The organism is Cytobacillus sp. IB215316 (assembly GCF_033963865.1).
GTDB lineage: Bacteria > Bacillota > Bacilli > Bacillales > SM2101 > Nanhaiella > Nanhaiella sioensis.
The window spans coordinates 340,947-364,976 of the sequence record NZ_JAXBMC010000003.1 but is presented as its reverse complement, the minus strand read 5'-3'; the positions used below and the strand labels follow the sequence as shown (position 1 = coordinate 364,976).

The 24,030-nt window shown below is 33.6% G+C and carries 21 protein-coding genes; 10 read left to right on the top strand and 11 right to left on the bottom strand.

What is annotated here, in order from left to right; genetic code table 11:
* Positions 1-432 precede the first annotated feature (432 nt).
* Entirely contained in the window at positions 433-1,599 is a 1,167-nt protein-coding gene (locus SLH48_RS08785) for a MalY/PatB family protein (RefSeq protein WP_320257848.1), read from the top strand.
* 285 nt (positions 1,600-1,884) lie between these two features.
* On the opposite strand, the gene SLH48_RS08780 is transcribed toward SLH48_RS08785, so the two are convergent.
* From SLH48_RS08780 to SLH48_RS08770, 3 genes are all read right to left on the bottom strand, one after another.
* The gene (locus tag SLH48_RS08780) at positions 1,885-2,466 is read right to left on the bottom strand and encodes a superoxide dismutase family protein (RefSeq protein WP_214481023.1); all 582 of its coding nucleotides are present in this window, start codon (positions 2,464-2,466) and stop codon (positions 1,885-1,887) included.
* Between the two features lie 240 nt (positions 2,467-2,706).
* The gene (locus SLH48_RS08775) at positions 2,707-2,907 is read right to left on the bottom strand and encodes a hypothetical protein (protein WP_214481024.1); all 201 of its coding nucleotides are present in this window, start codon (positions 2,905-2,907) and stop codon (positions 2,707-2,709) included.
* A gap of 18 nt (positions 2,908-2,925) precedes the next feature.
* Entirely contained in the window at positions 2,926-3,684 is a 759-nt protein-coding gene (locus SLH48_RS08770) for a peptidylprolyl isomerase (protein ID WP_320257847.1), read from the bottom strand.
* Between the two features lie 280 nt (positions 3,685-3,964).
* Between SLH48_RS08770 and SLH48_RS08765 the strand changes: the two genes are divergently transcribed.
* The 7 genes from SLH48_RS08765 to SLH48_RS08735 all read left to right on the top strand — a co-directional run bounded on the left by SLH48_RS08765 (position 3,965) and on the right by SLH48_RS08735 (position 14,060).
* Positions 3,965-4,348, top strand: a complete 384-nt coding sequence (locus SLH48_RS08765) for a kinase-associated lipoprotein B (RefSeq protein WP_320257846.1) — start codon at positions 3,965-3,967, stop codon at positions 4,346-4,348.
* Positions 4,349-4,824: 476 nt separating this feature from the next.
* Positions 4,825-6,009, top strand: a complete 1,185-nt coding sequence (locus tag SLH48_RS08760) for an MFS transporter (RefSeq protein ID WP_320257845.1) — start codon at positions 4,825-4,827, stop codon at positions 6,007-6,009.
* A gap of 358 nt (positions 6,010-6,367) precedes the next feature.
* A complete protein-coding gene (locus tag SLH48_RS08755; protein ID WP_214481028.1) occupies positions 6,368-6,802 on the top strand; it encodes a hypothetical protein in 435 nt (144 codons plus the stop codon).
* Between the two features lie 34 nt (positions 6,803-6,836).
* Complete coding sequence (locus SLH48_RS08750) at positions 6,837-8,165, top strand: ArsB/NhaD family transporter (protein WP_320257844.1); 1,329 nt, start codon at positions 6,837-6,839, stop codon at positions 8,163-8,165.
* 951 nt (positions 8,166-9,116) lie between these two features.
* Positions 9,117-9,788: a response regulator transcription factor gene (locus SLH48_RS08745; protein ID WP_320257843.1), complete on the top strand. Its 672-nt coding sequence runs from the start codon at positions 9,117-9,119 to the stop codon at positions 9,786-9,788.
* Complete coding sequence (locus SLH48_RS08740) at positions 9,785-11,140, top strand: HAMP domain-containing sensor histidine kinase (RefSeq protein ID WP_320257842.1); 1,356 nt, start codon at positions 9,785-9,787, stop codon at positions 11,138-11,140. The genes SLH48_RS08745 and SLH48_RS08740 overlap by 4 nt, the downstream gene beginning before the upstream one ends.
* Before the next feature lie 397 nt (positions 11,141-11,537).
* Entirely contained in the window at positions 11,538-14,060 is a 2,523-nt protein-coding gene (locus tag SLH48_RS08735; RefSeq protein WP_320257841.1) for an EAL domain-containing protein, read from the top strand.
* A 65-nt stretch (positions 14,061-14,125) separates the two neighbouring features.
* Here SLH48_RS08735 and SLH48_RS08730 read toward each other — a convergent pair whose 3' ends face one another.
* From SLH48_RS08730 to SLH48_RS08720, 3 genes are all read right to left on the bottom strand, one after another.
* A complete protein-coding gene (locus tag SLH48_RS08730; RefSeq protein ID WP_320257840.1) occupies positions 14,126-15,244 on the bottom strand; it encodes a hypothetical protein in 1,119 nt (372 codons plus the stop codon).
* 379 nt (positions 15,245-15,623) lie between these two features.
* Positions 15,624-17,129, bottom strand: coding sequence for a leucyl aminopeptidase (locus SLH48_RS08725; protein ID WP_320257839.1), 1,506 nt, complete (start codon positions 17,127-17,129; stop codon positions 15,624-15,626).
* Between the two features lie 59 nt (positions 17,130-17,188).
* Entirely contained in the window at positions 17,189-17,578 is a 390-nt protein-coding gene (locus SLH48_RS08720; RefSeq protein WP_214481035.1) for a DUF309 domain-containing protein, read from the bottom strand.
* A gap of 164 nt (positions 17,579-17,742) precedes the next feature.
* Between SLH48_RS08720 and SLH48_RS08715 the strand changes: the two genes are divergently transcribed.
* Positions 17,743-18,222: a divergent PAP2 family protein gene (locus SLH48_RS08715; RefSeq protein WP_214481036.1), complete on the top strand. Its 480-nt coding sequence runs from the start codon at positions 17,743-17,745 to the stop codon at positions 18,220-18,222.
* A 191-nt stretch (positions 18,223-18,413) separates the two neighbouring features.
* Here the strand turns inward: SLH48_RS08715 and SLH48_RS08710 are convergent, their stop codons facing one another.
* From SLH48_RS08710 to SLH48_RS08690, 5 genes are all read right to left on the bottom strand, one after another.
* On the bottom strand, positions 18,414-19,127 hold the full coding sequence (locus SLH48_RS08710) for a 3D domain-containing protein (protein ID WP_214481037.1): 714 nt from the start codon (positions 19,125-19,127) through the stop codon (positions 18,414-18,416).
* Between the two features lie 226 nt (positions 19,128-19,353).
* Complete coding sequence (locus tag SLH48_RS08705; RefSeq protein WP_214481038.1) at positions 19,354-19,677, bottom strand: YuiB family protein; 324 nt, start codon at positions 19,675-19,677, stop codon at positions 19,354-19,356.
* Positions 19,678-19,846: 169 nt separating this feature from the next.
* Entirely contained in the window at positions 19,847-19,966 is a 120-nt protein-coding gene (locus SLH48_RS08700; protein ID WP_214481039.1) for a YuiA family protein, read from the bottom strand.
* A 224-nt stretch (positions 19,967-20,190) separates the two neighbouring features.
* Complete coding sequence (locus SLH48_RS08695) at positions 20,191-20,673, bottom strand: NUDIX hydrolase (RefSeq protein WP_320257838.1); 483 nt, start codon at positions 20,671-20,673, stop codon at positions 20,191-20,193.
* Between the two features lie 247 nt (positions 20,674-20,920).
* On the bottom strand, positions 20,921-22,144 hold the full coding sequence (locus SLH48_RS08690) for an NAD(P)/FAD-dependent oxidoreductase (protein WP_320257837.1): 1,224 nt from the start codon (positions 22,142-22,144) through the stop codon (positions 20,921-20,923).
* Between the two features lie 495 nt (positions 22,145-22,639).
* On the opposite strand from SLH48_RS08690, the gene SLH48_RS08685 reads away from it, so the two are divergent.
* Positions 22,640-23,632: an NAD(P)/FAD-dependent oxidoreductase gene (locus SLH48_RS08685; RefSeq protein WP_320257836.1), complete on the top strand. Its 993-nt coding sequence runs from the start codon at positions 22,640-22,642 to the stop codon at positions 23,630-23,632.
* The last annotated feature ends 398 nt before the right edge of the window (positions 23,633-24,030 follow it).

Below are 24,030 nucleotides of genomic sequence, written 5' to 3'. Positions count from 1 at the left end.
TTGTATAATGAGTTATAGGTGGAATTTGTCAATCAGTCAAATAAGAATCCAACCTGCTATGTTCAAATATACTTAAGCTAATAGTTGTTCTTGCAATCATTATACATTTAAATTGTGTTCAAACAGTGAAGTTCATCTGCTATTGTTTAAGCGAATGGTTCTTAGTTCAACAACTAATTGACTTAATCAAGATGATTCGTATGCCTTTGAACCGGTGTATAAATATTTACATACTCTAAAAGCAATGTTGTTGCTCGTACTAAGAAATTAAACACGCACACAACTAGCGTTCGTGGCATCTTTTCATCTTTACAACGATGACTAACATATAAAACCACTTTTTATGGTGCTAATTTAGAAACAATAGCAAAGAATTTACAAAAAGAGCCTTTTTAAAAAGAAGTATACTAAAAAGAGGTAGGTGTGAAGAGCATGGATAATCATTTTTTTGATCAAGTCATTGATCGGAGACATTCAAATTCTGTTAAGTGGGATGGTACTAAACGTGTTTTTGGTGTAGATGATGTGTTGCCAATGTGGGTTGCAGATATGGATTTCAAGGCACCCCCACAAGTATTAAAAGCAATACAGTCTAGAGTAGAGCACGGTATTTTTGGCTACTCAGAACCACCTCTATCAACGAAAAAAGCTATTCAAAAATGGGTAAACAATAGGCATCATTGGAATATCCGAGATAGCTGGATAACTTACTCGTCAGGTATTGTACCCGCATTGGCAACTGCCATAGAAGCGTACACAAAACCTGGGGATAAGGTTATGATGCAAACACCAGTCTATCCACCGTTCTTTGACCTTGTCATAAAAAATAACCGAATTCCAGTCTATCATTCTTTTGATTTAGACGATGGCAAATTCGAAATTAACTTTGACAAACTAGAACAATTAATTGATAAACAAACAAAATTGTTCTTTCTATGCAATCCTCACAACCCTGGTGGAAAAGTTTGGACTAAAGGTGAGCTAACAAAACTTGGTGAAATATGCTCATTACATAACATTACCATTATCTCAGATGAAATTCATTCAGATATTATTTTAGCAGGCACCCATATTCCAATTGCATCAATTGATGAAAAGTTTGCTCAGCGAACTATTACTTGTATCGCACCAAGTAAAACATTTAACCTTGCGGGTCTTCAAACAGCTGCTATTATTACACCTAATACTCAGCTAAGATTAGCTTTTCAAAAAGTACAACAAAGGCAAGGGTTCTATACAGTAAATGCACTGGGTATGGTTGCTATGGAAGCAGCCTATCATTATGGAGAAGTTTGGCTAGAGAGCTTGATTGCATACTTGAAAGAAAATATTATGATTGTTGATCGTTATCTCAAACAACATCTACCTAGCCTAAAAATGATTAAGCCCGATGCTTCATATTTGATCTGGATAGATTGCCGTAATCTACACATGACAGATGAACAACTTAAGAGAGAATTATTAGTAGAAGGTAAACTAGCTTTGGAACCAGGCAGTAAGTTTGGTATTGCTGGTAATGGATTTGTTAGAATGAACATTGGTTGCCCAAAACAAACTTTATATGATGGATTAAATAGACTAAAGAAAGCACTAGGATGAGTAACAAACATATATAAAATCCTTTAATTTTACAAGCAATTTTTTCATGTATTTCTTTTAAAAGTCATTGTAAATCAGGTGGGGTAAATTCTCCACCTGATTTACATATCAACATTTATTAATGGCTTTTTTTGTTTCATTTTGTTCCCTAAATCACTAAGTAACAAGTATGTAAAAACTAAGTGTTCACGGCACCTTTGCTTCTTTATCTACTTACTGTGGTCATTTAATCACACTAGCAATTTTATAATATAACACTAAACAGCAATCTTAGTTATCATCCATTTATTCCTCTTCCTTCTCTTCTTTATCTTTTTCATTTTTATCAGATGTTTCTTCACCTTTGCTTTGCTCTTTAGAAATAACCCCACAAGCAATTCTTTCACCTGCATCCCCTGCTGGCTGACTCATTCCATCATCCTTATCTTGATGAATAACGAGCGCTGTACCTTCCATAGTAAGTAATGAATTTTTATCTTCTTTTAACGTAACTTCTGGGGCAGTAATATCTACTTTTACATTTCCATCATCTTTAACGGTAATATTGGGTAAGTCTCCTGCATGTGGGCCTTCAGGCTGTAACAGACCATGGTCTTTATCTTCTGGATTAAAATGATTACCCGCTGACTTAAAATCTGGAGGTTCACATTTACCAGTTTCATGTATATGTATTGCATGCTCGCCTTCAGGTAAGCCCTCTAAATCAAGCTCTATTTTTACACCTTTGCTTTGCTCTGAAAATTTTGCTGTTCCAAGTGAATCTCCATCAGCATTATACATTTCTACATCTACCTTTGTTGGGTTTTCTTCTGTACAACCTATCGTCAAAACAGAAATAAATAACAAAGGAAATAGTACTTTATACATTGTTACCTCCAAAAACACATTTTTCTTATATATTTCCCGCTATCCATTCCAAATATACAAAGGCTTATTGCGTTATTTTCTTGCTTTTGTAGCTAAATTAGAAAAGCTACTAATGGATTTATTCCGCTGACATCATCGTTAGAATAGAAAAGATGCCACATGAGCTTAGTTTAAACATTTTTTTGGATAGTACAAAAAAATAAGGCGATAACAGCCTATACAAAAAAAACCTACTGAAATTTACTCAGTAGGGTCTTTAATTTGGTGTTTCTCCTCTAATATTTTTGCTCTTTGTTCCTCACGTGCTGAAACTTTTTTAAATATAACGAATGTGACAAAAGCACCGATGGCAAATATAACAAAGGTTAACACTGCCGGTATATACTCCGTTTTATCTTCAGGGAAATACAAAAACAAATATAAAATAGCGAGTATTTTCATCTACACAACCCTTTCCAGCTACTCAATCACGCTAATTGATTCGATAATTACCGGTTCAATTGGTTTATCATTCTCTCCAACTTCAACGTTAGCAATTGCATCGACAATATCCATTCCTTCTATTACTTGTCCAAAAACAGTATGTTTAAAATCTAAATGTGGGGTTCCACCATTTTCAACATAGTATGCGATTATTTCTTTAGGAAAACCTGCTTTTTCCAATTCCGCTTCAAACCCAGAAGGAAGATTTTTATTTTGAACGATAAAAAATTGACTACCATTCGTATTTGGTCCACTGTTTGCCATTGATAGTGCTCCTCTAATATTAAAAAGCTGACGTGAAAATTCATCTTCAAAAGGTTGACCGTAAATACTCTCTCCGCCATACCCATTCCCTTCTGGGTCGCCACCTTGAATCATAAAATCATTAATAACTCGATGGAATGTTACTCCATCATAATAGCCATTTTCACTATGTGTAAGGAAATTTTCAACTGTCTTTGGCGCCATCTCTGGAAATAGCTTAATTGTAATTATACCCATTGTTGTTTTCATTTCTACAACTGGAAAATTTGTAGTCTCATCCGATAATTGAGGATACTCAACCTGATCCTCAGTTTCTTCTTCGTTGTTTTCTTCTTGTTGTTCATCATTTTCCTCATCGACTTGCTCTTGTTGTACTTGATCTGATGAAGTATTTTCCTCCTTCACTTCCGCAGTGCCACAGGCAGCAAGTATGAAAAATAGACTTGATATCATAACAATCATTTTTTTCATGGTTTTAGTCTCCCTCTTTTTTTATATCAACTATTATCATATAAAAAAAGCAAGTCCACCACCAGTAAAAACTAATCTTTTGTCAAGATGCACTTTTTACTTCATAATTAAAGTTAAATATGAAAGCTCTTTTCGTATACTTTGTTGCTATATTATTTGAATGATGTTGGTTATCTAAGTATGTCATCATTTTTACGATGATTAAATGCTACATAAGCTAACCTTGATAAACTAGAAACAATGCGAAAACAGCAAATATAAATGAATGGAGGAATCAGTTTTGACACAAAATCACTTCCAAACCGGCGACATTGTTACGGCGATATATAAGACTGGGAAATATGTTGGAGAAATTACTAACATTCGGGAAAATCATTATTTAGTCAAGATTAAAGCTGTTATTACCCACCCAATGCAAGGGGATCTACATAATCCTAAACAAATTAACGTCCCATTGTTTCATGAACGTCGCGCGTTAGCCTTTGGTGAACAAGCAAATATCCCCAAGAAGATGGTAAAGCAATATAACGGTAACATCCTAGACTATGAAAAATCTTTACGCACAGCTCTTGAGCTTATGAAAGAACAACTGCAAGAAGACAACAGTGCATGGGCACTTCAAAGTATTGATAACTTATTAAATCTAGAAAAAGAATATTTTTAAAAAGGGTCTGTCACCACGGTTATTTTACAGCTAAAGAATGTTACAAATACCATTTGTAACCATGTGCCAATATTAGCGTAAATAACACCCGGTTATGCTTTAATCATAGTTAACATGAGTACCCTAGATAACCTCTAACCTTAAGAGTCCATTAATTTCTTTTAAGCATCTTTCTTTTAAAAAGGCTGTTTTCGCATTGATTGTTGCTTTTCGTTCAAAGGTATAGGCACGTATACACCTAGCGTTCGTGGCATTAGCTCTCATAAAACTCATCATACTGTCGAATTTTAGTGAAAAAAACAACAAAGTTTACGAAAAGAGCTTAAAAATAGCTAAATATAAGCAATGTTTCGTCAACTTAGCGATCGTATTAAATGATTTCTTTCTGTAGCTTTCTCATATATAATATGTTGATAACAATATCTTACATCTAAGAGGTGTTTGTCATTTCAATTAAAAATAGAAATCTACTAATCATGTGGTTTGCAAACTTTTTTGTTGCTGCAAGTGCCACAATGATCATGCCATTCTTATCCCTTTTCATTGAAACGATGGGGGATTTTTCTGCTGACTATGTACAACGTTGGGCTGGTTTTGTATTTGGAATAACTTTTTTAACTGCTTTTTTTATGTCTCCTATATGGGGAAGGTTCGGAGATAAACATGGCCATAAAAAGGTTCTGTTAATATCTGGGTCAGGAATTGCGTTATGTACTCTATTGATAGCATTTGTTCAAAGTGTTGAGCAACTTTTTACTTTACGTCTTTTGATGGGCGTAGTGACAGGCTTTATCCCCACCTCCTTAGCTCTTATATCTGCGCAAACTCCAAAAGAAGAAGCAGGTAAGACTTTAGGCACATTACAAATGGGTACTGTTTCAGGTGGGCTCTTCGGTCCTTTGTTAGGTGGTTTATTAGCTGATGCTGTGGGCTTCCAATATACTTTCATTCTTACATCAGCTGGTATATTACTAGCTACGATTGTCGTTTTACTTGGAATTAAAGAAGTTAGACAAAGTAAGAAGAAAGATAAACAAGAAACATACTCTAGAAAAGAGGTACTTACCCATATCTTACACCAGCCAATACTCATTACCATTCTCTTAGTAACTACTTTGATCCAAATTGCGAATTTTAGTGTTCAACCTTTGCTAGCATTATACGTCATTGACCTTACCAATGGATCAAATATAGCATTTTTGGCAGGTATGGCTTTTTCTGCAACGGGCTTCGGTAACTTACTAGCAACAAGACAGTGGGGTAATTTAGGTGATAAAATTGGTCATGAAAAAGTACTTGTCCTTCTGCTAGTATTTTCTTCTATTACGTTTATTCCTCAAGGATTTGCACATTCATTTTGGCAACTTGTTGTTGCTAGATTCATTTTCGGTATAGCAGTAGGTGGTTTAATCCCCTGTACAACTGCATATATCCGTCAAGTTGCACCAGTTGCTATGCAAGGTGAAGTACTCGGATACAATGTTAGTTTTCGGTTTTTAGGTAATGTCATCGGACCAATGATGGGTGGCGTGTTATCTGGTTATTTTGGCATATCTTCTGTATTTTTTACTACTTCAGTATTATTTTTACTTGCTGCATGTATACTGTGGGGAGCTATTCATTATGTAAATAGACACTCCGAAAAGGCTCACTATTCATAGTGAATAGATTAGTTTTTTTCAAAATGCTGTTTTTGCATTAATTTGATTGCTGCTTTTCATCTATAGATATTAGCACGTATACAATCACATTCGTGGCATCTTTTTCTACATTTAATATTAAAGAGTTCTCATAATAATGTTCATTTTTAGGAAAAATAGTAACAAAGGTGACGAAAAGAGCCTTAAGAAAAAAAAATATGTTCATAAATGAACCAGGCTAATAGCCTACTTTCTTCCTATATAAAGAGAGGTTATTAGCCTAAAAAAAAACAAAGAATAAATTTATTCTTTGTTTGAGTCTAACAGTAAAAACACATATAATGTTCTTTAGAGAACTGAGGACATAAGGAGGAAAGTTATGAAAAACGTTGTCATTCATAAAATGGTGAAGTTTATTTTAACCGAAGGACACCTTAAGGGCTACTGGGATAAACATGGTCATGATTTAGATTTTGGTTCTTTAACGAATGAGCAACTCGTAAGCTTGGCGAAAAAAGTTTTGAATAATGCCTCTCATAGTCAACTTGAGCAACATGTTGTTGGCCGTGGCTGGCGGACGGAAGATGAAACAGTTGGAAAGCTTTTACTGGAAGATAATTCAGAAAAAGATGAACATATTGAAGTGATTGATACATCCGTCTCTGGCTCTAAATCAAAAAAACTACTAATCGACAGATTGTTAAAAGTCGATTGTGAGAAAGGCGACTTTTCTTTTTTTGTCGAAGACTTAAATATTGATGTAACAGCACTTGTATGTCCAAAATGTGGTGGAAAAGTTATCGCTGACAACTAGAAGCTACAGATAAATATTAGAGGAGTGAATATCATTGTATGAAGCAGTAACAACGGGAGTAAGTGACTTCCAATATTTTGCAGCTATTGCGATATTTCTAATATCGTATGCATTTATCATTACAGAAAAAATTAACCGTGCTGTCATCGCCCTTTTAGGTGCTGGATTAATGATCTTCTTAGGCATTGTTGATTTAGAAGCAGCTTATGAGCACCATATTGAATGGGAAACTATTACCTTATTAATTGGTATGATGATTCTTGTTTCTATTACGAGTCAATCAGGAGTTTTCCAATATGTTGCCATTAAAACGGCAAAACTAGCTAAAGGGAAGCCGATGAATATCCTACTTGCGCTTTCGCTGTTGACTGCAGTAGGCTCAGCATTTTTAGATAATGTAACGACAGTATTACTAATCGTACCTGTTACATTTTCTATTACACGAATTTTGAAAGTAAATCCAGTTCCTTTTTTAATTTCAGAAATCATCTTTTCGAATATCGGTGGTACTGCAACACTTGTTGGTGACCCTCCGAACATTATGATTGGTTCAGCAAACTCACATTTAACGTTTAATATGTTTTTAGTTAATTTAGCTCCAATCGTGCTTGTAATTATGGCTGTTACTTTTGTTATTATCTACTTTATCTATCGAAAACAAATGAAGGCAGACCCAGCTCTTATTGATAAATTAATGAACTTAAACGAAAAAGATTACATAAAAGACACTGTTTTAATGAAAAAATCATTATCAGTGCTTCTTTTAACAATCTTAGGTTTCTTTGTACTTCATAGTATCTTCCATATTCCTGCGGCAGTTATTGCAATGGCAGGAGCAACATTGTTAATGCTAATTGGTGTGAAAGAGCATGATTTAGAAGAAGTGTTTGCATCTGTTGAATGGGTAACAATCTTCTTCTTCGTAGGTTTGTTTACATTAGTAGGTGGACTTATTGATATTGGTTTAATTGGAAGCTTAGCTGAAAAAGCACTAGAGGTAACAGGTGGAGATATTGGTACAGCATCTCTTTTAATACTTTGGGTATCAGGTGTTGCTTCTGCAACAATTGATAACATTCCTTTTGTTGCTACGATGATTCCATTAATTCAAGATATGGCAGTTGGAATGGGCTTAACTCCAGCTTCACCGGAAATAGATGTATTATGGTGGTCACTCGCTCTTGGTGCTTGTTTAGGTGGAAATGGTACACTTATTGGAGCATCTGCAAACGTGATTGTAGCTGGTATGGCATCTAGAGAAGGTAAAGGATTTAGCTATATTGAATTCTTAAAAATTGGTGCACCGATTACAATCGTTTCACTTATCATCGCACATGTATATGTTTGGTTGAGATTTTTATAATATCTAAAAGCCTTTTTAAGAGGAGATTGGTCACTTATTATTGATCAATTTCCTCTTTTTATTGCGTTGGGGGTAATCATAAAGCTTTGTTGCTATTGTTAGTAATTAGTAAACTAGTTAAGACACATATCACACAACAGTCATCGTTTTAAAGAAGAAAAGATGCCGCGAACTCGCATTATTTACCGTATTTAATTACTTAGTACGAACAACTACAATTAGTTCGAGAACAGGTATAACTAAGGCTCTTTTCTTATACTTTTTGCTATTGTAATTAAATTTAAACAGGTGCTTAGCTATATTAAGCTATGTCGTCTTACAAGAAAGAAAAGATGCCGCGAACTCGCATTATTTACCGTATTTAATTACTTGGTACGAACAACTACAATTAATTCGAGAACAGGTATAACTAAGGCTCTTTTCTTATACTTTTTGCTATTGTTATTAAATTTAAACAGGTGCTTAGATGTATTAAGCTATGTCGTGTCATCTTACAAGAAAAGATGCCACGAACTCGTACTAAATACCGTATTTAAATACTTAATACGAACAACTACAATTAGTTCAAGAACAGGTATACCTAAGGCTCTTTTCTTATACTTTGTTGATATCTAAGCTAAATTAAAGCAGCTAGATGGTTATTTTTTATACAATGTAACACCTCAACAACACCAAATGATTACTCTTTATCAGAACGAAAGGAAAGAATACAGTGAAAACACACTTCATTTGTATCATCACATAATTTCCCACAATTCCTTGATAATTCTTTGACAATATTGCCTATAATATAATATATAAGTAATGTCTAAGCCCACAATGTCACGATTGAAAAGGAGGTTAGCCCTTTTCTTAACACCTAAGAAAAAGTTATAATGAAAATACCTTAAGGGGCGTAAATACATACGCCTCTTATGGTTGTGAAGACATATATGAGGAGGCTTTTTTCCATTGAGTTATTCAATATATCTAGTTGAGGATGAAATGAATTTAAACCAAATATTAACAACGTATTTGCAAAATGAGGGGTGGCATGTAAAATCGTTTCATACAGGACTTGACGCTAAGAACTCAATTAAAGAGCAGCCAAACCTATGGATTTTAGATATAATGCTCCCTGATATAGATGGCTATGAATTAATTAAAGCCATTAAAGAGCATGATGAGCAAACACCGGTTATTTTTATTTCAGCTCGTGATGAGGATCTAGACCGTATCATCGGTTTGGAATTAGGAAGCGATGATTACTTAGCTAAACCGTTTTTACCAAAGGAGTTAGTTATCCGCACAAAAAAACTATTAACTAGAGTTTATGGCAAGCAAACCGTACATAATGCCATTCATTATGGAAATTATGTGATTAACGAAGAAAAGCGAACCGTACACATAGAGAATGAAGAGGTTGTACTATCATCAAAGGAATTTGATTTATTATTATTGTTCGTTAAAAACATAGGGCAAGCATTTTCCCGTGAACAGGTTCTTGATTATATTTGGGGGAGTGATTACTTCGGTTCAGACAGAGTTGTTGATGATTTAGTACGGAGAGTTCGTAAAAAGGTTACAGAATTGCGTGTAGAAACATTATATGGCTTCGGATATCGAACGGTTGAATCAACATGAAAAATTGGCCCCTGTCAATTCAAATTTCTGTTGTATTTGCTGGATTAATCATTTTTATCGGTGTGACATTAGTTACATTTATTCCTAACACACTAAACTCTTTTTTTACAAACGAAATTTTCACGACAATTGAAAACTCACAGCTACAGATGACCAATGATTATACACCTTCAGAAAACTCACTTGAACAACAACAAAGTGAACAAAATGCGCGCTCCGTAAACCACGTTGTGTTAGATTTTAAGGGGAACATTGTAGAAAACGCTATCCTTCCAAAACAAACATTAGCTAACATGTACATTAATGCTCGGAGACAAAAGGAAGGAACTGCTCGTTATGAAACGCTTGTTCAAGGACAGACAATCTATTACACCATTAGTAAAATACAGATATTGCGACAACCAAGGGTTGTTGAACAAGGTTTTATCATTTCTTTTATGTGGGATTCATACCGTAAAGAGCTAGTACACACACTATTTTCTCGGCTAGTACAGTTAATGTTATTCGTCTTAATTGGTGGACTCTTATTAGCATTTTTGTTTGCAAAATGGCTATCAAAACCTATTGTTCAAATGAAAGAGCATGTACATCATATTGCAAACAGACAGTGGGATGAACCAATGGTTGTTAAACGACGAGATGAAATAGGTGTTTTATCTCAATCGATAGAAAAAATGAGAGTACAGCTAAAAGAGCAGGATACAGCGCAACAAACCATGCTTCAACACGTATCTCACGATTTAAAAACACCTGTGATGGTCATACGAAGCTTTGCTCAAGCAATTCGTGACGGAATTTATCCAAATGGTACGATAGAACAAACTGCTGAAACGATTGAAAACGAATCGAAAAGATTGGAAACAAAAATCAAGGACTTACTCTATCTTACTAAGCTCAATTATCTCGCCCAGCAACAAACTATGGATGAAACATTTAACGTAAAAGAGGTCATTGAAGAGGTTTATTCACAATTCCAGCTTCAACGTTCAGATATTCAATTTGAACTATCTCTTTTAAGCATTACGATAACTGGTGATCGTGAGCAATGGAGAATAGCCTTTGAAAATATTATTGATAATGCCTTAAGATATGTGAACAATATAATCAAAATTACTATGAATAAAGAATATGGACAAATAATTATTTCAATTTGGAACGATGGACCCACTATTCCAGATGATGAGATCGAAGACCTATTTAAGCCCTATACAAAAGGTAAGCAAGGAAATTTTGGCCTTGGTTTGACCATTGTAAAACGAATCGTAGATATACACAATGCAGAGATTACTGTCTTTAATAGAAATCATGGTGTAGAGTTTTTATTTCGAATTCCTCTATCGAAAAATGAATAAGCTATTTTTTTCGCAATAAAACCACTGCAAATAACAGATAAGATAAAAGAAATATAAGGACTGGGATAACTACCTTAAGTTCCACCATTATAACTCTCCTTATCACTTTGTATGAGGGACCACACCCTTAGTTTAACAAATAGTATTAAGGAGAGTATAAACCATTTGTAAGAATATTATTAAGATTGTTAATTTTTGTCTCGTCCTCCATTCCTAATATATAGTCGTAAGTTTCCTTCCTTAAAAACAATGACAACTATACAATCTAGAAATTTAAGTAAATAACAGCAGAACCTCATACATCTTCTCGAAAAAACAAAATTCGCAATATTTGACATTTTTCTTCGTTTAAAATATAATAAATTCTGGGAATATATTTTTCCGAGGAGATCGATATATGACAATGAATAAATTTAACATTCATTTAAACAAAGAAGAACAACAATTCTCTGTTTTTACTTTTATCGCTTCTGTTATTTTAATGATAGCAGTGTTTTTTTTTAATAATACTCATGTCATCTCTGAACAATTTTACTTTCCTATTTATATTATTGTCGGATTTATTTGTATAGCAGTTACCACTACTATCTCAACACAAAACGGATTTATTCCTCCCTCAAAAATGTCACGGCGACAATTATACATAAGTACTACTTTTTGGACTCTCTCATTATTAAATCTATTTAGACTCTTGTCTTATGATGGAATGCCTCAGTTTATAGTCACCCATTCCATAGAAACTTCTGCATGGTTCTGGATAATCATCCAAGTGTTATTAGCTTCATCATTATTTGTTATTTATTATTCTAATGATTTAGTACTGATCACACATAAAAAGTGGATTATTTATAGTATTTCTACACTAGTATCAATTATCTTATTTATGTCACTTTCTAAATGGGCTATTCATTTTCCTAAGTTATACGACATGAATGGTGGCATAACACCGATACATAGACTTTTAACATACTTTGTATGCTTGTTCTATTTTGCAACTATTGTTATACTCCACAAACGTTACCGATCTGTTAAGATGTATTCATATTTAATAATCATAAACGCACTAATCTTATTTATACTGGGTCAATTGTTGGTCATTTTTTCGCAATATCACCATGATTTCATAACCCTTCTTGGACAAATATATTTTCTTATCGGAACTCTTTTCATGTTGAAAGGAATATACCTTACAACAATAGCAGGGCCAATGAATCAACAGCGAAGAGTAGAAAAGGCACTCTATACAAATGAAAAAAAATTATCCGTTATTGTTGAAACAATTCCAAGTTCAATTATTATTGTAAATCGAGAGGGCGACCTTACATTTATAAACCCTGCCTTTGAAAACTTAATTGGTTTAAAAAAAGAAGATATTCTACAAAAAAACGTAGCTGATCCTTTTTGGAAAATATCCAAACTAGATGGTACACCCATCCTTAGTAGTCAATTTATTTATGAACCCATATTAGCAACCAAAACTGCTATTATGAATAAACACTGCTTTCTTGAACATAGTGATGGTCATAAACTAGTTCTTTCTGTTAATGCTGCTCCTATATTTGATGACAATCAAGAAATTACGAATATTATATATTCACTAAATGATATTACTGCTTATTGGAAAGCCCAAAACAAGATTAACGAACTTGCTTTTTACGATGAATTGACACACCTACCCAACCGACAATTATTTATTAATAAAGTCAGTCAAGCAATAAAGAATCAGTTACTCGGCAAAAATATTGTCATATTGTATATAAATTTAGATCGCTTCGAAAACGTAAATCATTCGCTTGGACATGATTTAGGTGATTTGTTTTTACAAACAATTGCCAAAAGGCTTAATTCATTAACAAATGATCAAATTTCGGTTGCAAAGGTAAGTGCTGCTTTCGCAGTCTTGATTGAGAACATTCATGAACAACATGCAGATCAATATGCACAAGATATATTATCAACAATCCAAGAACCAATTGTAGCCAAAGGCTTTACCTTCCATATTACAGCTAGTATTGGTATCTCAATATATCCTAAACATGGAACAGATGTAGACACTCTTATAAAAAATGCTAGTACTGCACTATACAAGGCAAAAGAGGTTGGGAATACATATAAGACTTTTGATCAAGAAATGACGAAAGAGGCATATGAACAGATCATGATCGAAAGTGAATTAAGAAATGCTATTGAAAAAAATGAATTAACATTGCATTATCAGCCTCAGATTAATGTTCTATCTGGAGAAATAGTTGGTGTAGAAGCATTGATACGATGGGTTCATCCACAAAAAGGGTACATATCTCCTGCAACTTTCATTCCTATTGCTGAAAAGACAGGATTAATAGTACCTTTAGGACAATGGGTATTAGAAACAACTTGCCAACAACTGAAAAAATGGCATAACAAAGGATTTAATACATTAAAGGCATCGGTTAATTTGTCAATGCGCCAATTTTTTCAACATAATCTAAGGGACACAGTTCAACATGCTTTAATTAAGTCACAGCTTGACCCACATTTCCTAGAACTAGAAGTAACAGAAAGTGTAACAATTGATATAGACAGAGCACTTAATGTACTTGATGATTTAAAAAAAATCGGGGTTCAAATCGCAATTGATGATTTCGGAACAGGTTATAGTTCTCTTAGTCATATAAAAAATTTTCCAGTAGATAAATTAAAAATTGATAAATCTTTTATATGTGATATAACAAATAACCCGAAAGATGCTGCTATTGTCTCTAGTATTACAACAATGGCCCAACAGTTAAACCTTAAGGTCATAGCAGAAGGCGTTGAAACTGAGGAACAAGTAAAATACTTAGATAAATTACGATGCCATACAATTCAAGGTTATTACTATAGTAAACCTATAACAGCAGAGTCTTTTGAAGATTTGCTAAAACCTAAAGTATCATAAGTAAACTGAAGAAAACTTGAATAGTAGTAAATCAGGTGGGAAGCCTACTCCACCTGATTGAAAAATCAATCAAAAAAAATCTGCTTCCTTATCTCTTCAATCTCAAGTTTCCAAGGATCAACAAATGAGTTTCTTGTAACATAGAAATGTATAATTTTTTGAACCGCCCCTAAGTCTTCTCCATAATATTCAATTTTTAGAGGAATGTCTACAACCAGAGATCCAGTGCTGTTTTCAGAAGGTATAGGTGATGTTCGGGCAATCCCTTCTAATGAATTAAATTTATTGAAATAGTCCTCTGCAACCATTCTTTTACCTCCTATTATACTTGCTGAAAATATATGTAAGTCGCGTTGGTTGACACTAAACAAAAAAGAATCAATTAGCTCCATTGGAGATATAGATAAAAAATATTCACCAGTGATGCCTGCTGCTTTTCGAACCATTAATTGATGAGAGAAATCTTCACTTCTTGATGAATGGGTTGTACTAGATTTGAAATGTATACAAAAGTGCCCGGGGAATCCATTAATTAAAGCACCACTTCCGTGAGGCATACCATGCATTGAAGCAGCAATTTTCTGATGATCAGCCATAATAATGATTGCACGTCTATTCCAGCTCCACTTCCCATTAAATATTTGTTTCATGATTTTGGTATCCTCTTTAGTAATTGGCTGGACGTCAGCATGCTTACTTCCTGCTCTTCGTTGACCATTGAAGGATAAACCTGTTTCAATATCAATAATTTTAAACGTACTATACTTTGGAATTATCTCATTAACTTGTTCCCAAGGGATGATCGTACCATAGTGCTGAGCTTTAAGTTTTTGTTGTATATCTTTAAGTTGTGAAACTAACTTACTTGGAATATTCCACTTTTTTTGTTGTTTAATATTGTAAAGTTGCCAGTTGTTATTTACATAAAACTTTTGGTTCACTCCATTACTTTTTATTACGATAAAAGTATCTGTTAACGGCATATGCTCTGTTGTATGCACACCTTTACTGTCTTTTAACTTTGAAATAATTTCCTTTGATTTTATTGTCATTTTACTTTCGTAAAGAGATGTTGGTGAGGATTTCACAATAATTGTTACTGTATGATTTTGCTTGGCCGCAGCAATTGAACTTGACATTCCAAAACTAATAAATAATATTACAAAGAAAATTGTTAATCTCATGCTCTTCCCTCTTCAAATATTAATATATATACCCAATTATTATTTACAAGAACATGACTGATAATCATAGTAAAACTTGGTCACACGAAAAAAGCTTGTAGAACTTTCGCTCTACAAGCTTTTAATTACTTCCTCATTCGTACCCTATACTGTAATTGCTGTTTCAATTCTTTGCTACATGCTGTTTTCGTATTAATTGTTGTTTTTCGTACTAGTTAATAAACACGGATACAACTAAAGCTTTGTATCATCTTTTCTTCTAAAAAATGATGATACATTTTTTGTAAATAACAACAAAGGTTACGAAAGATGCTTGCGAAAAACAATCATAAAATATTTGATTTAGTAAAAGTAGCGATGAAGCTTGGGCATCAAACCTTTAGTCATTACTGTCACTAAATCGTTCAACAAATGTTGCTAGTGTTCTTACCATTACTCCTGTAGGACCTGCTGGACCTAAATCATGTTGAGACCTAGTTGTTGCAGTTCCAGCAATATCAAGATGAACCCAAGGTGTATCCTCTGCAAATTCACCAATGAACGTTCCTGCCATAATGGCATGACCTTCCCGCCCAGGTGAGTTATTTAAATCTGCCATTTTACTATTACGTACTCTTTCTTTGTCTTTTTTTGTAATTGGTAAACGCCAAATTGGTTCGCTAGCTTCATAAGACGCTTCAAGTAGCTTTTCAAACAGCGGTTCATTATTTGTCATTGCACCTGTCATATCTTCGCCTAAAGCAACGATAACACCACCAGTTAAAGTAGCAACATCAATAAGGTAATTAGCTCCGTGCTGCTTTGCATATGTTATTCCATCTGCCAACGCTAATCTACCTTCTGCATCTGTATTTAGTACTTCAATAGTCTTCCCACTCATTGCAGTAATAACATCATCAGGTTTCAGTGCGTTACCACTAATCATGTTGTCAGTTGATGGTATAACAGCAACTACATTTTGATCTGGACGTAACTCTCCAATCACTTCCATAGCACCAAGCACGGATGCTGCCCCACCCATATCTGATTTCATACCTACAATCCCATTTTTAGGTTTAATTGAGTAACCACCTGTATCAAAAGTTATACCTTTCCCAACTAAGCCAATCACGTTCTCCCATTTCTCTTGTGCTTGATATTTAAGTACAATCATTTTAGGTGGTTCAACAGAGCCTTGATTTACCGCAAGAAATGCGCCCATACCTAATTTTTCCATATCTTCTTTTTCTAAAATCTCATACTCAAATTCATACCTTTTTGCTAGTTCAATAGCATAATTTGCCATATCAGTTGCAGTTAGCATATTTCCAGGTAAATTTACAAGTGTGCGTGCAGAGTTTGTACCTTTTCCATATGCATATCCAACTGCCAGACTAGCCTCAATTTCCTTAATATCATGTTCGCTGTATACTGTTATATGTGTTATTTCTTTTTTAGGTTCATTCGCCTTTTGTTTATAGTTAGCAAATTGATATGTAGCTAGTGGTAACGCTTCACCTATGGCATGTGATGTATCAAATACATCGATATTTTTTGTTGCAAACGAATCTACTGCAATTGCGACCTCTTCAAATTTCTCATTTCTTAGTTGTTTAAATAATTTACCAAAAGCTTGTTGAACAATCTCAAATGTAAGTTGTTCTTCTTTTCCTAAGCCAACGAAATAAAAACGCTTTATAGGTGATTTTCCTAGTGTATGTACTTTTGAAATAACCTTCTTCTTTGCTGAAATATCCCCATCCTTTAACATGTTAGTAATTTGACCTTCCAGAACAGTGTCAACCTCAGCAGCTAAGCCACTCAACTGTTTATTTTTCTCAAATAAACCGATGACAATGACTTCACATGATTGAGTAAAATCTAAATCATTTTTCACAATAAACATTGTTATACACCTCCACATATATGATAACGAATAAATTTACAAAAAGAAAACATTTCAAATTATTCTTCTCGTTCCTCATTTAAGTATAATAATAATGTAGGTAGTTTAGGCAAACCATCAATGTGTTCGAAAGAAACCCGATCCACATCTTGTGGTATAATAATAAGGCATTTTTCAATAAATTCATTGACTTCTTCCAAATTAATACCCCAATAAGATGGACGGTATTTCTGAATATATTGATGCCCTGCTCTCATCATTAAACGTGCGCCTTCTACATTTCCATAGCCATAATGATAAAGCGCTACTGTCATTTGAAGAAGTCCTTTTAAAAAGTAATTATGCTTTTCAGTCATCCATATTTCTTCAAGAAGGTCATGACATGTGTAATAATCTCCTTCATTAAATTTAATAAAAAATTGATAGTATTCTAATGGATAATTGGCCAAAGTATTTTACCTCCAAAAAGCGTAAGCGCTCGCACTTCTAAATGGGTGAGCACATTAGCTAGATCTTTTAAGGTATCCCTTGGGGATGAATGCTGAAACTGGACATTTAGAAAAGCGTATCATATTCTTTTAATTATATCAGCAAGAAAGGGCGTTTTAGTCAAATGGAATTAATGTCAAATTTTCCTTTATGGTCTGCATTACTTGCAATCTTCTTTGCACAATTTGTCAAAGTTCCAATTCAGTTTTTTGCTACTAAAAAAATTGATTGGTCATTACTAACTAGTACAGGAGGAATGCCCAGCTCTCATTCGGCTGCTGTAACAGCATTAACGACAGGCATTGCTATAGAAGAGGGGTTTGGTTCACCTATATTTGCCCTATCGACTGTATTTGCAATTATCGTTATGTTTGATGCAACTGGTGTCAGACGCCACGCCGGTGAACAAGCAACTGTGTTAAATCAACTAGTGTCAGACTTCAATAAATTCGTTGGAGAAGCAAAATTATGGCCTAAAAAACCTCAAGAAGAAAAGCGTAAGGAGTTGAAAGAATTATTAGGTCACCAGCCTATTGAAGTGTTCTTTGGTGGCTTAACTGGAATTTTTTTAACGCTCCTTTTACAATATTTGATTAGCATGTAAAAAATGGTGACTCTATAATTTATGAGTCACCATCACCTTTATGTTAGGCTATTTATATTGATTATTATTTTTTGTATAACCAAATCAATTTGTACAAAACTAAAATTCATGGTCCCATGGCATACGTTTAAAACCACCTCTTGCTGTTCTATAGGTAACAATAACAACAAAACTTTTGAAAAAAACTTATATTAATTTTTTGAGTTTATATATTGTTGTCTAAACACTTGCATAGATTCATTTTCATTTAAGACCGTTAAATCTTGCTCAGTAAGCTTACCTGATCCTCGCTCAATAATATAAACTTCAACAGTTTTTTTACCCCATTCTTCATACACTTCTTCAACAGTTTCGTAGTACAAATCAATTTTATTACCTTTAATGGCACCGCCTTTATCCGCAACAACACCATACCCATAATCCGGGATAAATAAAATTGTTCCAATTGGAAAAACTCTAAGGTCTGCAGCTACAGTTGAATATAAATCTCTTTTCACCTTCACCCCAGAGTATGTAATACCATATTGTGGATGACTTGGTGTTTTTCCAGTTGACTCAAAGCCTGCAGTATATCCTGTTGCTGTCACCTTCATTGAAGGATATTTACTCCAGTCAAGATCCTCAAGACTTAGTTCCGCATTTACCTCTTCACTTGATGAAATTTCAGTTGGATTTACAGCAATTCTGTTTAACAATTTTGAAGGTAAACTTATGTCCCTCTGTAAATAATTATATTCCGGTAAAAACTCTTCCTGTACTAAAGTAGATTTATGATAGTTATTTTGCACCCAACCGATAATTGACTTAGCCTCAACACCGGAAAATGACTGAAAAGTAACAAATAACGCAGCAACCAACAGCATAGTCATTACTGCTCTTCTAGTAATAGTTCTTAGTAAACTCATTTTTTATTTTTCACTCCTCTCACGAATCTATTACTTTCCAAAAAGAGAAAGAAATATTCATGAGAGAGGAAAAATTATTGTAACTATAGCATATCGATTGAAATTTGATTGACGATGTCACTTAGTTAAAACAATGAAATTATCACGTTATTGTTGAGATATTCAATATGTGAAAATAACAAAAATTAACAACAAAAAAAAGACCTCAAAATTTTGAGATCTCCGTTTAGAACATTTGGTAACCTTTTGCCCGTAATATTTTTATTGTAATTCCTGAGCAAATAGCACCAATTAAACCGCTAGCTAATATGATAACATCAGCTGGAGCTAACGATATAAAATTTTCATATAAATCTGTAAATGATGCACTTGGTTCAGTAAAATAATCTATAAATCTGACCTTGTCAATAATTAGTATAAAAATAAGTGGGCTAATAATTGCCATAATCCAAGTCATTCGTAAAACCATATTTAGAAGGAATCCAATTCCAAAGAATAAAATAAAAAATAACAGTATTGAAATGATTAAAACCGGTACACTCATTTCCATCCTACTCACCTCCAGCTACCACCATTAAGTGTACTGAATGATGGTATAGGGGTCAAGTACAAAACACTTTACTATAAGCTTTCATTCAAACTATGAAGATTAAAGAACCATTATAATGTGAACGTATTAATCTGCTTATTCATTTTACTGTCGTGTAATGTTCATTGTTCTATTTCTTGCCACTACCACCACAGTTAGTACATGTTTCTGATCCACCTAATAATAGTTGAATATAACCTTTGCCAGAGCAATATGGGCATTCTTTTTTGTCTGTTGAAATAGCTTCCATTAATAACACCCTCCATTAAGTTTTTATTTTAATTTAAATTTTCTGATAATATTACCAACAATTTTATAATAAGGAAAGGTACGTTATTGACGAAAAAGTACTTATGTAAGCGATTACAAAGGTCTTATACAACTGTATCCTTCTTTAATCACACTTTTTCAAATAATTAAAGAAGGCTAAAGTACGTCGATGAGAAAAATAAGAGAAATTTATACGATCAGAACTTAAAGAAACAATTTATATTTTGTATAACCAAATTGACTACCAGGGTTTATGTCGTCATACATCTTTCTGTTTTGCAATTCCTTTTGTGAAAAACGGATGAGTAATATTGATGAATCTGGATCTTTCACTAAGTCATCAGGTGAGATAAATGCTGCGTCATACAACTCTTTTTCTTGAATAACGATTTCCTCACTCTGAGCTTTTAATGAGAACAACACCATATTATCACTTATGTCATTACTTATAACACCTGTTCTCAAGCCAATCATTCCTTCTATTTCGCAAGCAATTCCCGTTTCTTCGTAAACCTCTCGCAAAATAGCTTCATCTAATGTTTCATTATGTTCTACAAATCCAGCAGGAAAGGACCATTTATTTTTGAGTCCACCGTATTTCTTCTTAACAACTAGCCATTCCCCATTATTTGATGTCACTACACCTGCAACTGCTAGCCATACTTTACCTCTATCTTCTCTCCCCATATTTATACAACTCCCATGTTATTTATCGTCTTACTATATACAAACCACATGCATGTATCTTATCGGACGCAAATATTAATTTTACATACTCTTTGTAATTTTAGGTAATGATGGTAATAAGTTCACCAAAAGAACCTAAAAAAAGCAATAGCACAAGTTTTATGCAATTGCTTTTTTTAGGTTTAGCTATTTTCGCATAGATTGTTGCTTTTAGCTAGTAGCACATTATACGAAAAGAGCCTTATGTTTAAAATATATTAAATTTTCCTTTTTTCATTACTAATGACGGTCCGCCTACTAAAAATAGCGCGCGATTATCTACCATTTTTTTCATAAATGAAGCTTTTGAGCCTGTGATTTTCTTACCGAATACAACACCAATGGCATCATCTTCACCCAATGAACATACTGTTCCTTTTATATCTGGTTTAAATTGTTCTAATTCTCCTTGTTCTCTTACGAGGACAGCTAAATTTTTCGCACATGTTTCTCCTTGTTGCATTGCAATTTGTGCTGTCGGTGGATATGGTCGATTAATTTCTTCGTTTATCATTAATGAACAATCACCTACGATAAATACATCATCATGTCCAGGAGCACGTAAATCAGCTTCTACCTTTACTCGACCACGCATTGATTCAAAGCCTGAATTTTCAACGATACTATTTCCACGAACACCCGCTGCCCATACAACAGTTTCTGACTTAATTTCTTCTACTTCGTCGCCTTTTGCAACAATAATACCTTCTGTTGTACATTCTTTTATAGCAGTACCTATTTTAAATTCTACACCTTTACGTTCTAAATGACCTACCGCATATTCAACTAACTCTGGATCAAATCCTGGTAATACAGTTGGTGCTGCTTCTACACATATAATACGTGGTTTATGTTCATCAATATCGTATTCACGACATAACTCAGGTATACGATTTGCTAGTTCTCCAACAAACTCAATACCAGTGAAGCCAGCTCCTCCTACAACGATCGTTAAACGTTCATCACGATTTTCACTGTCATTATTATAGTTAGCAAATTGATATTCAATATGTTCTCTTATTCGACGAGCAGCATTAATATTTGCAATTGAAAAAGCATGCTCTTTTAAGCCTTTAATACCGAAAGTTTCAGACTCAAATCCTAATCCGACAACTAAATAATCATAAGTTATTTCATTATTCTCAAGTACAACCAACTTCTCTTCACGCTTAATTTCTACTACTGTATCTTGGATAAAGTTAACTTTTCTGTTATCTATTACATTATTAATTGGATAACGTACACGATCATGATGTAATGTACCAGCCGATGCCTCATGTAACCACGTACTTTCATAGTGATAGCTATTTTTATTTATTAACGTAATTTCAGCTTCGTTAACGCCTAAATATTTTTGCAGACGAACTGTTGTCATTAATCCACCATAACCTGCACCTAATATAACTATTTTTGGTTTTCTCAACCGTATCACATCCACCTTTAATAAATTATATTGCGGTTATACTTATCATTCACCGCTATGAGATTTTTTATCGTTTTTTCTTTATGAAAAGCTTGGTATCTACCAATATAGTATTTTTTTCCAAGTTCATGAACAAAGAACAATGTGAATTTCTTCACTTACTAAATCAAAACACTATCAAAAAATATAGGTATGATAAGGGTTAAATTTGTCACAAAAATTTAACATATTTCCTATATTACATAATATTCTTTTTATACATGTTTTTCAAGCACAAATTCTACATTTATAAACTTAAGAATATTTAAAAAATAACCTTTTTCTTCAACGTTTCGACAAATTTTACACTTTAGTCCAATAATGGAGTTTTTTAAACTGTCACAATTTAATAAATCAAAAATTTCTGCATTTATGCTTAAGATATTTTTGAATGCATGTGGTATGATAAATAGTGCAGAAACAAATATACTATTAAATGTAGCTTCACATATGGGGGGATTTGGTTTGAAAGAAGATCAAAAAGTGTATGACATTACCATTATTGGTGGAGGTCCTTCAGGATTGTTTACGGCTTTCTACGGGGGAATGCGGCAGGCTAGTGTAAAAATTATCGAAAGCCTTCCACAATTAGGTGGACAATTATCAGCACTATATCCAGAAAAGTACATTTATGATGTAGCTGGATTCCCGAAAATCCGGGCTCAAGAGCTAATTGATAATCTAAAAGAGCAAATGGAAAAGTTTTCACCAACCATTTGTTTAGATCAATCTGTAGACAAGCTAGAGAAGCAAGAAGACGAAGTTTTTAAGCTAATAACAAATAGTGAGATACATTATTCTAAAACAATTATCATTACTGCTGGTAATGGTGCGTTTCAGCCTCGTAGAATTGACCTTGAAAAAGCTACAGAATATGAAGGGAAAAACCTTCACTACTTTATAGATGATTTACAAAAATTCAAAGGTAAAAAAGTAGTCGTGTGTGGTGGAGGAGATTCAGCTGTAGATTGGTCACTAATGTTAGAGCCAATTGCAGAGAAAGTATCCATTATTCACCGTCGTGATAAATTCCGTGCACATGAACACAGTGTAGAAAATTTAATAAATTCAAAGGTTGACATAAAAACACCTTATGTTCCTGTTGAAATTATTGGGGATGAAAAGGCTATTAAACAAATTGTCTTAGAGAAAGCTAAAGAAGGAACAAAAGAAGTGATTGATGTAGATGACGTTATTGTTAACTTTGGCTTCGTTTCATCTCTTGGTCCTATTAAAGAATGGGGACTTGAAATCGAAAAAAATTCTATCGTTGTAAACTCTAAGCAGGAAACCAATATTCAAGGTATTTATGCTGCTGGAGATATTTGTACGTATGACGGCAAAGTAAAGCTAATTGCTTCTGGCTTTGGTGAAGCACCTACCGCTGTTAATAACGCAAAGTCATACATTGATCCAAAAGCAAAGCTACAGCCATTACACAGTTCATCTATGTTCTAAAATGAACGCTCTTTTCGTTAATTAAAATTCACCAAATAATATGCTTTATTAAAATCAGCGATCATAAAAAACATAACAACCATTTTTCCAATGTAGGAAAGATGGTTGTTTTTTAATTATTACTTATCTCACTAAGATTTAAACACGTAAGCATCTATAGCGATCGTGACATCTTTTCTACTTTGCTAATGATGGAATTTGTAAAAAACTAATCATACTGTCCATTTTTAGTAATAATAGCAACAAAGTTTACGAAAAAAGCCTTTCATAAAGGATAGTCAAATTCTTAATATGAGCAACTACGTTACTGTGCACCTATTAGCCGATTTTATCAATTTATCGCACGATAGACTAATGAATCAAACCTCTATGTTTATTATTGAATAGACTAGTAATAA

Excerpts from the sequence above, each read along its gene's own strand:
- SLH48_RS08770 (WP_320257847.1), bottom strand. The coding sequence starts at position 3,684 with ATGAAAAAAATGATTGTTATGATATCAAGTCTATTTTTCATACTTGCT.
- SLH48_RS08725 (WP_320257839.1), bottom strand. The coding sequence starts at position 17,129 with ATGTTTATTGTGAAAAATGATTTAGATTTTACTCAATCATGTGAAGTC.
- SLH48_RS08715 (WP_214481036.1), top strand. The coding sequence starts at position 17,743 with ATGGAATTAATGTCAAATTTTCCTTTATGGTCTGCATTACTTGCAATC.
- SLH48_RS08730 (WP_320257840.1), bottom strand. The coding sequence starts at position 15,244 with ATGAGATTAACAATTTTCTTTGTAATATTATTTATTAGTTTTGGAATG.
- SLH48_RS08700 (WP_214481039.1), bottom strand. The coding sequence starts at position 19,966 with ATGGAAGCTATTTCAACAGACAAAAAAGAATGCCCATATTGCTCTGGC.
- SLH48_RS08740 (WP_320257842.1), top strand. The coding sequence starts at position 9,785 with ATGAAAAATTGGCCCCTGTCAATTCAAATTTCTGTTGTATTTGCTGGA.
- SLH48_RS08760 (WP_320257845.1), top strand. The coding sequence starts at position 4,825 with ATGTGGTTTGCAAACTTTTTTGTTGCTGCAAGTGCCACAATGATCATG.
- SLH48_RS08695 (WP_320257838.1), bottom strand. The coding sequence starts at position 20,673 with ATGGGGAGAGAAGATAGAGGTAAAGTATGGCTAGCAGTTGCAGGTGTA.
- SLH48_RS08785 (WP_320257848.1), top strand. The coding sequence starts at position 433 with ATGGATAATCATTTTTTTGATCAAGTCATTGATCGGAGACATTCAAAT.
- SLH48_RS08780 (WP_214481023.1), bottom strand. The coding sequence starts at position 2,466 with ATGTATAAAGTACTATTTCCTTTGTTATTTATTTCTGTTTTGACGATA.
- SLH48_RS08705 (WP_214481038.1), bottom strand. The coding sequence starts at position 19,677 with ATGGAAATGAGTGTACCGGTTTTAATCATTTCAATACTGTTATTTTTT.
- SLH48_RS08735 (WP_320257841.1), top strand. The coding sequence starts at position 11,538 with ATGACAATGAATAAATTTAACATTCATTTAAACAAAGAAGAACAACAA.
- SLH48_RS08710 (WP_214481037.1), bottom strand. The coding sequence starts at position 19,127 with ATGAGTTTACTAAGAACTATTACTAGAAGAGCAGTAATGACTATGCTG.
- SLH48_RS08775 (WP_214481024.1), bottom strand. The coding sequence starts at position 2,907 with ATGAAAATACTCGCTATTTTATATTTGTTTTTGTATTTCCCTGAAGAT.
- SLH48_RS08755 (WP_214481028.1), top strand. The coding sequence starts at position 6,368 with ATGAAAAACGTTGTCATTCATAAAATGGTGAAGTTTATTTTAACCGAA.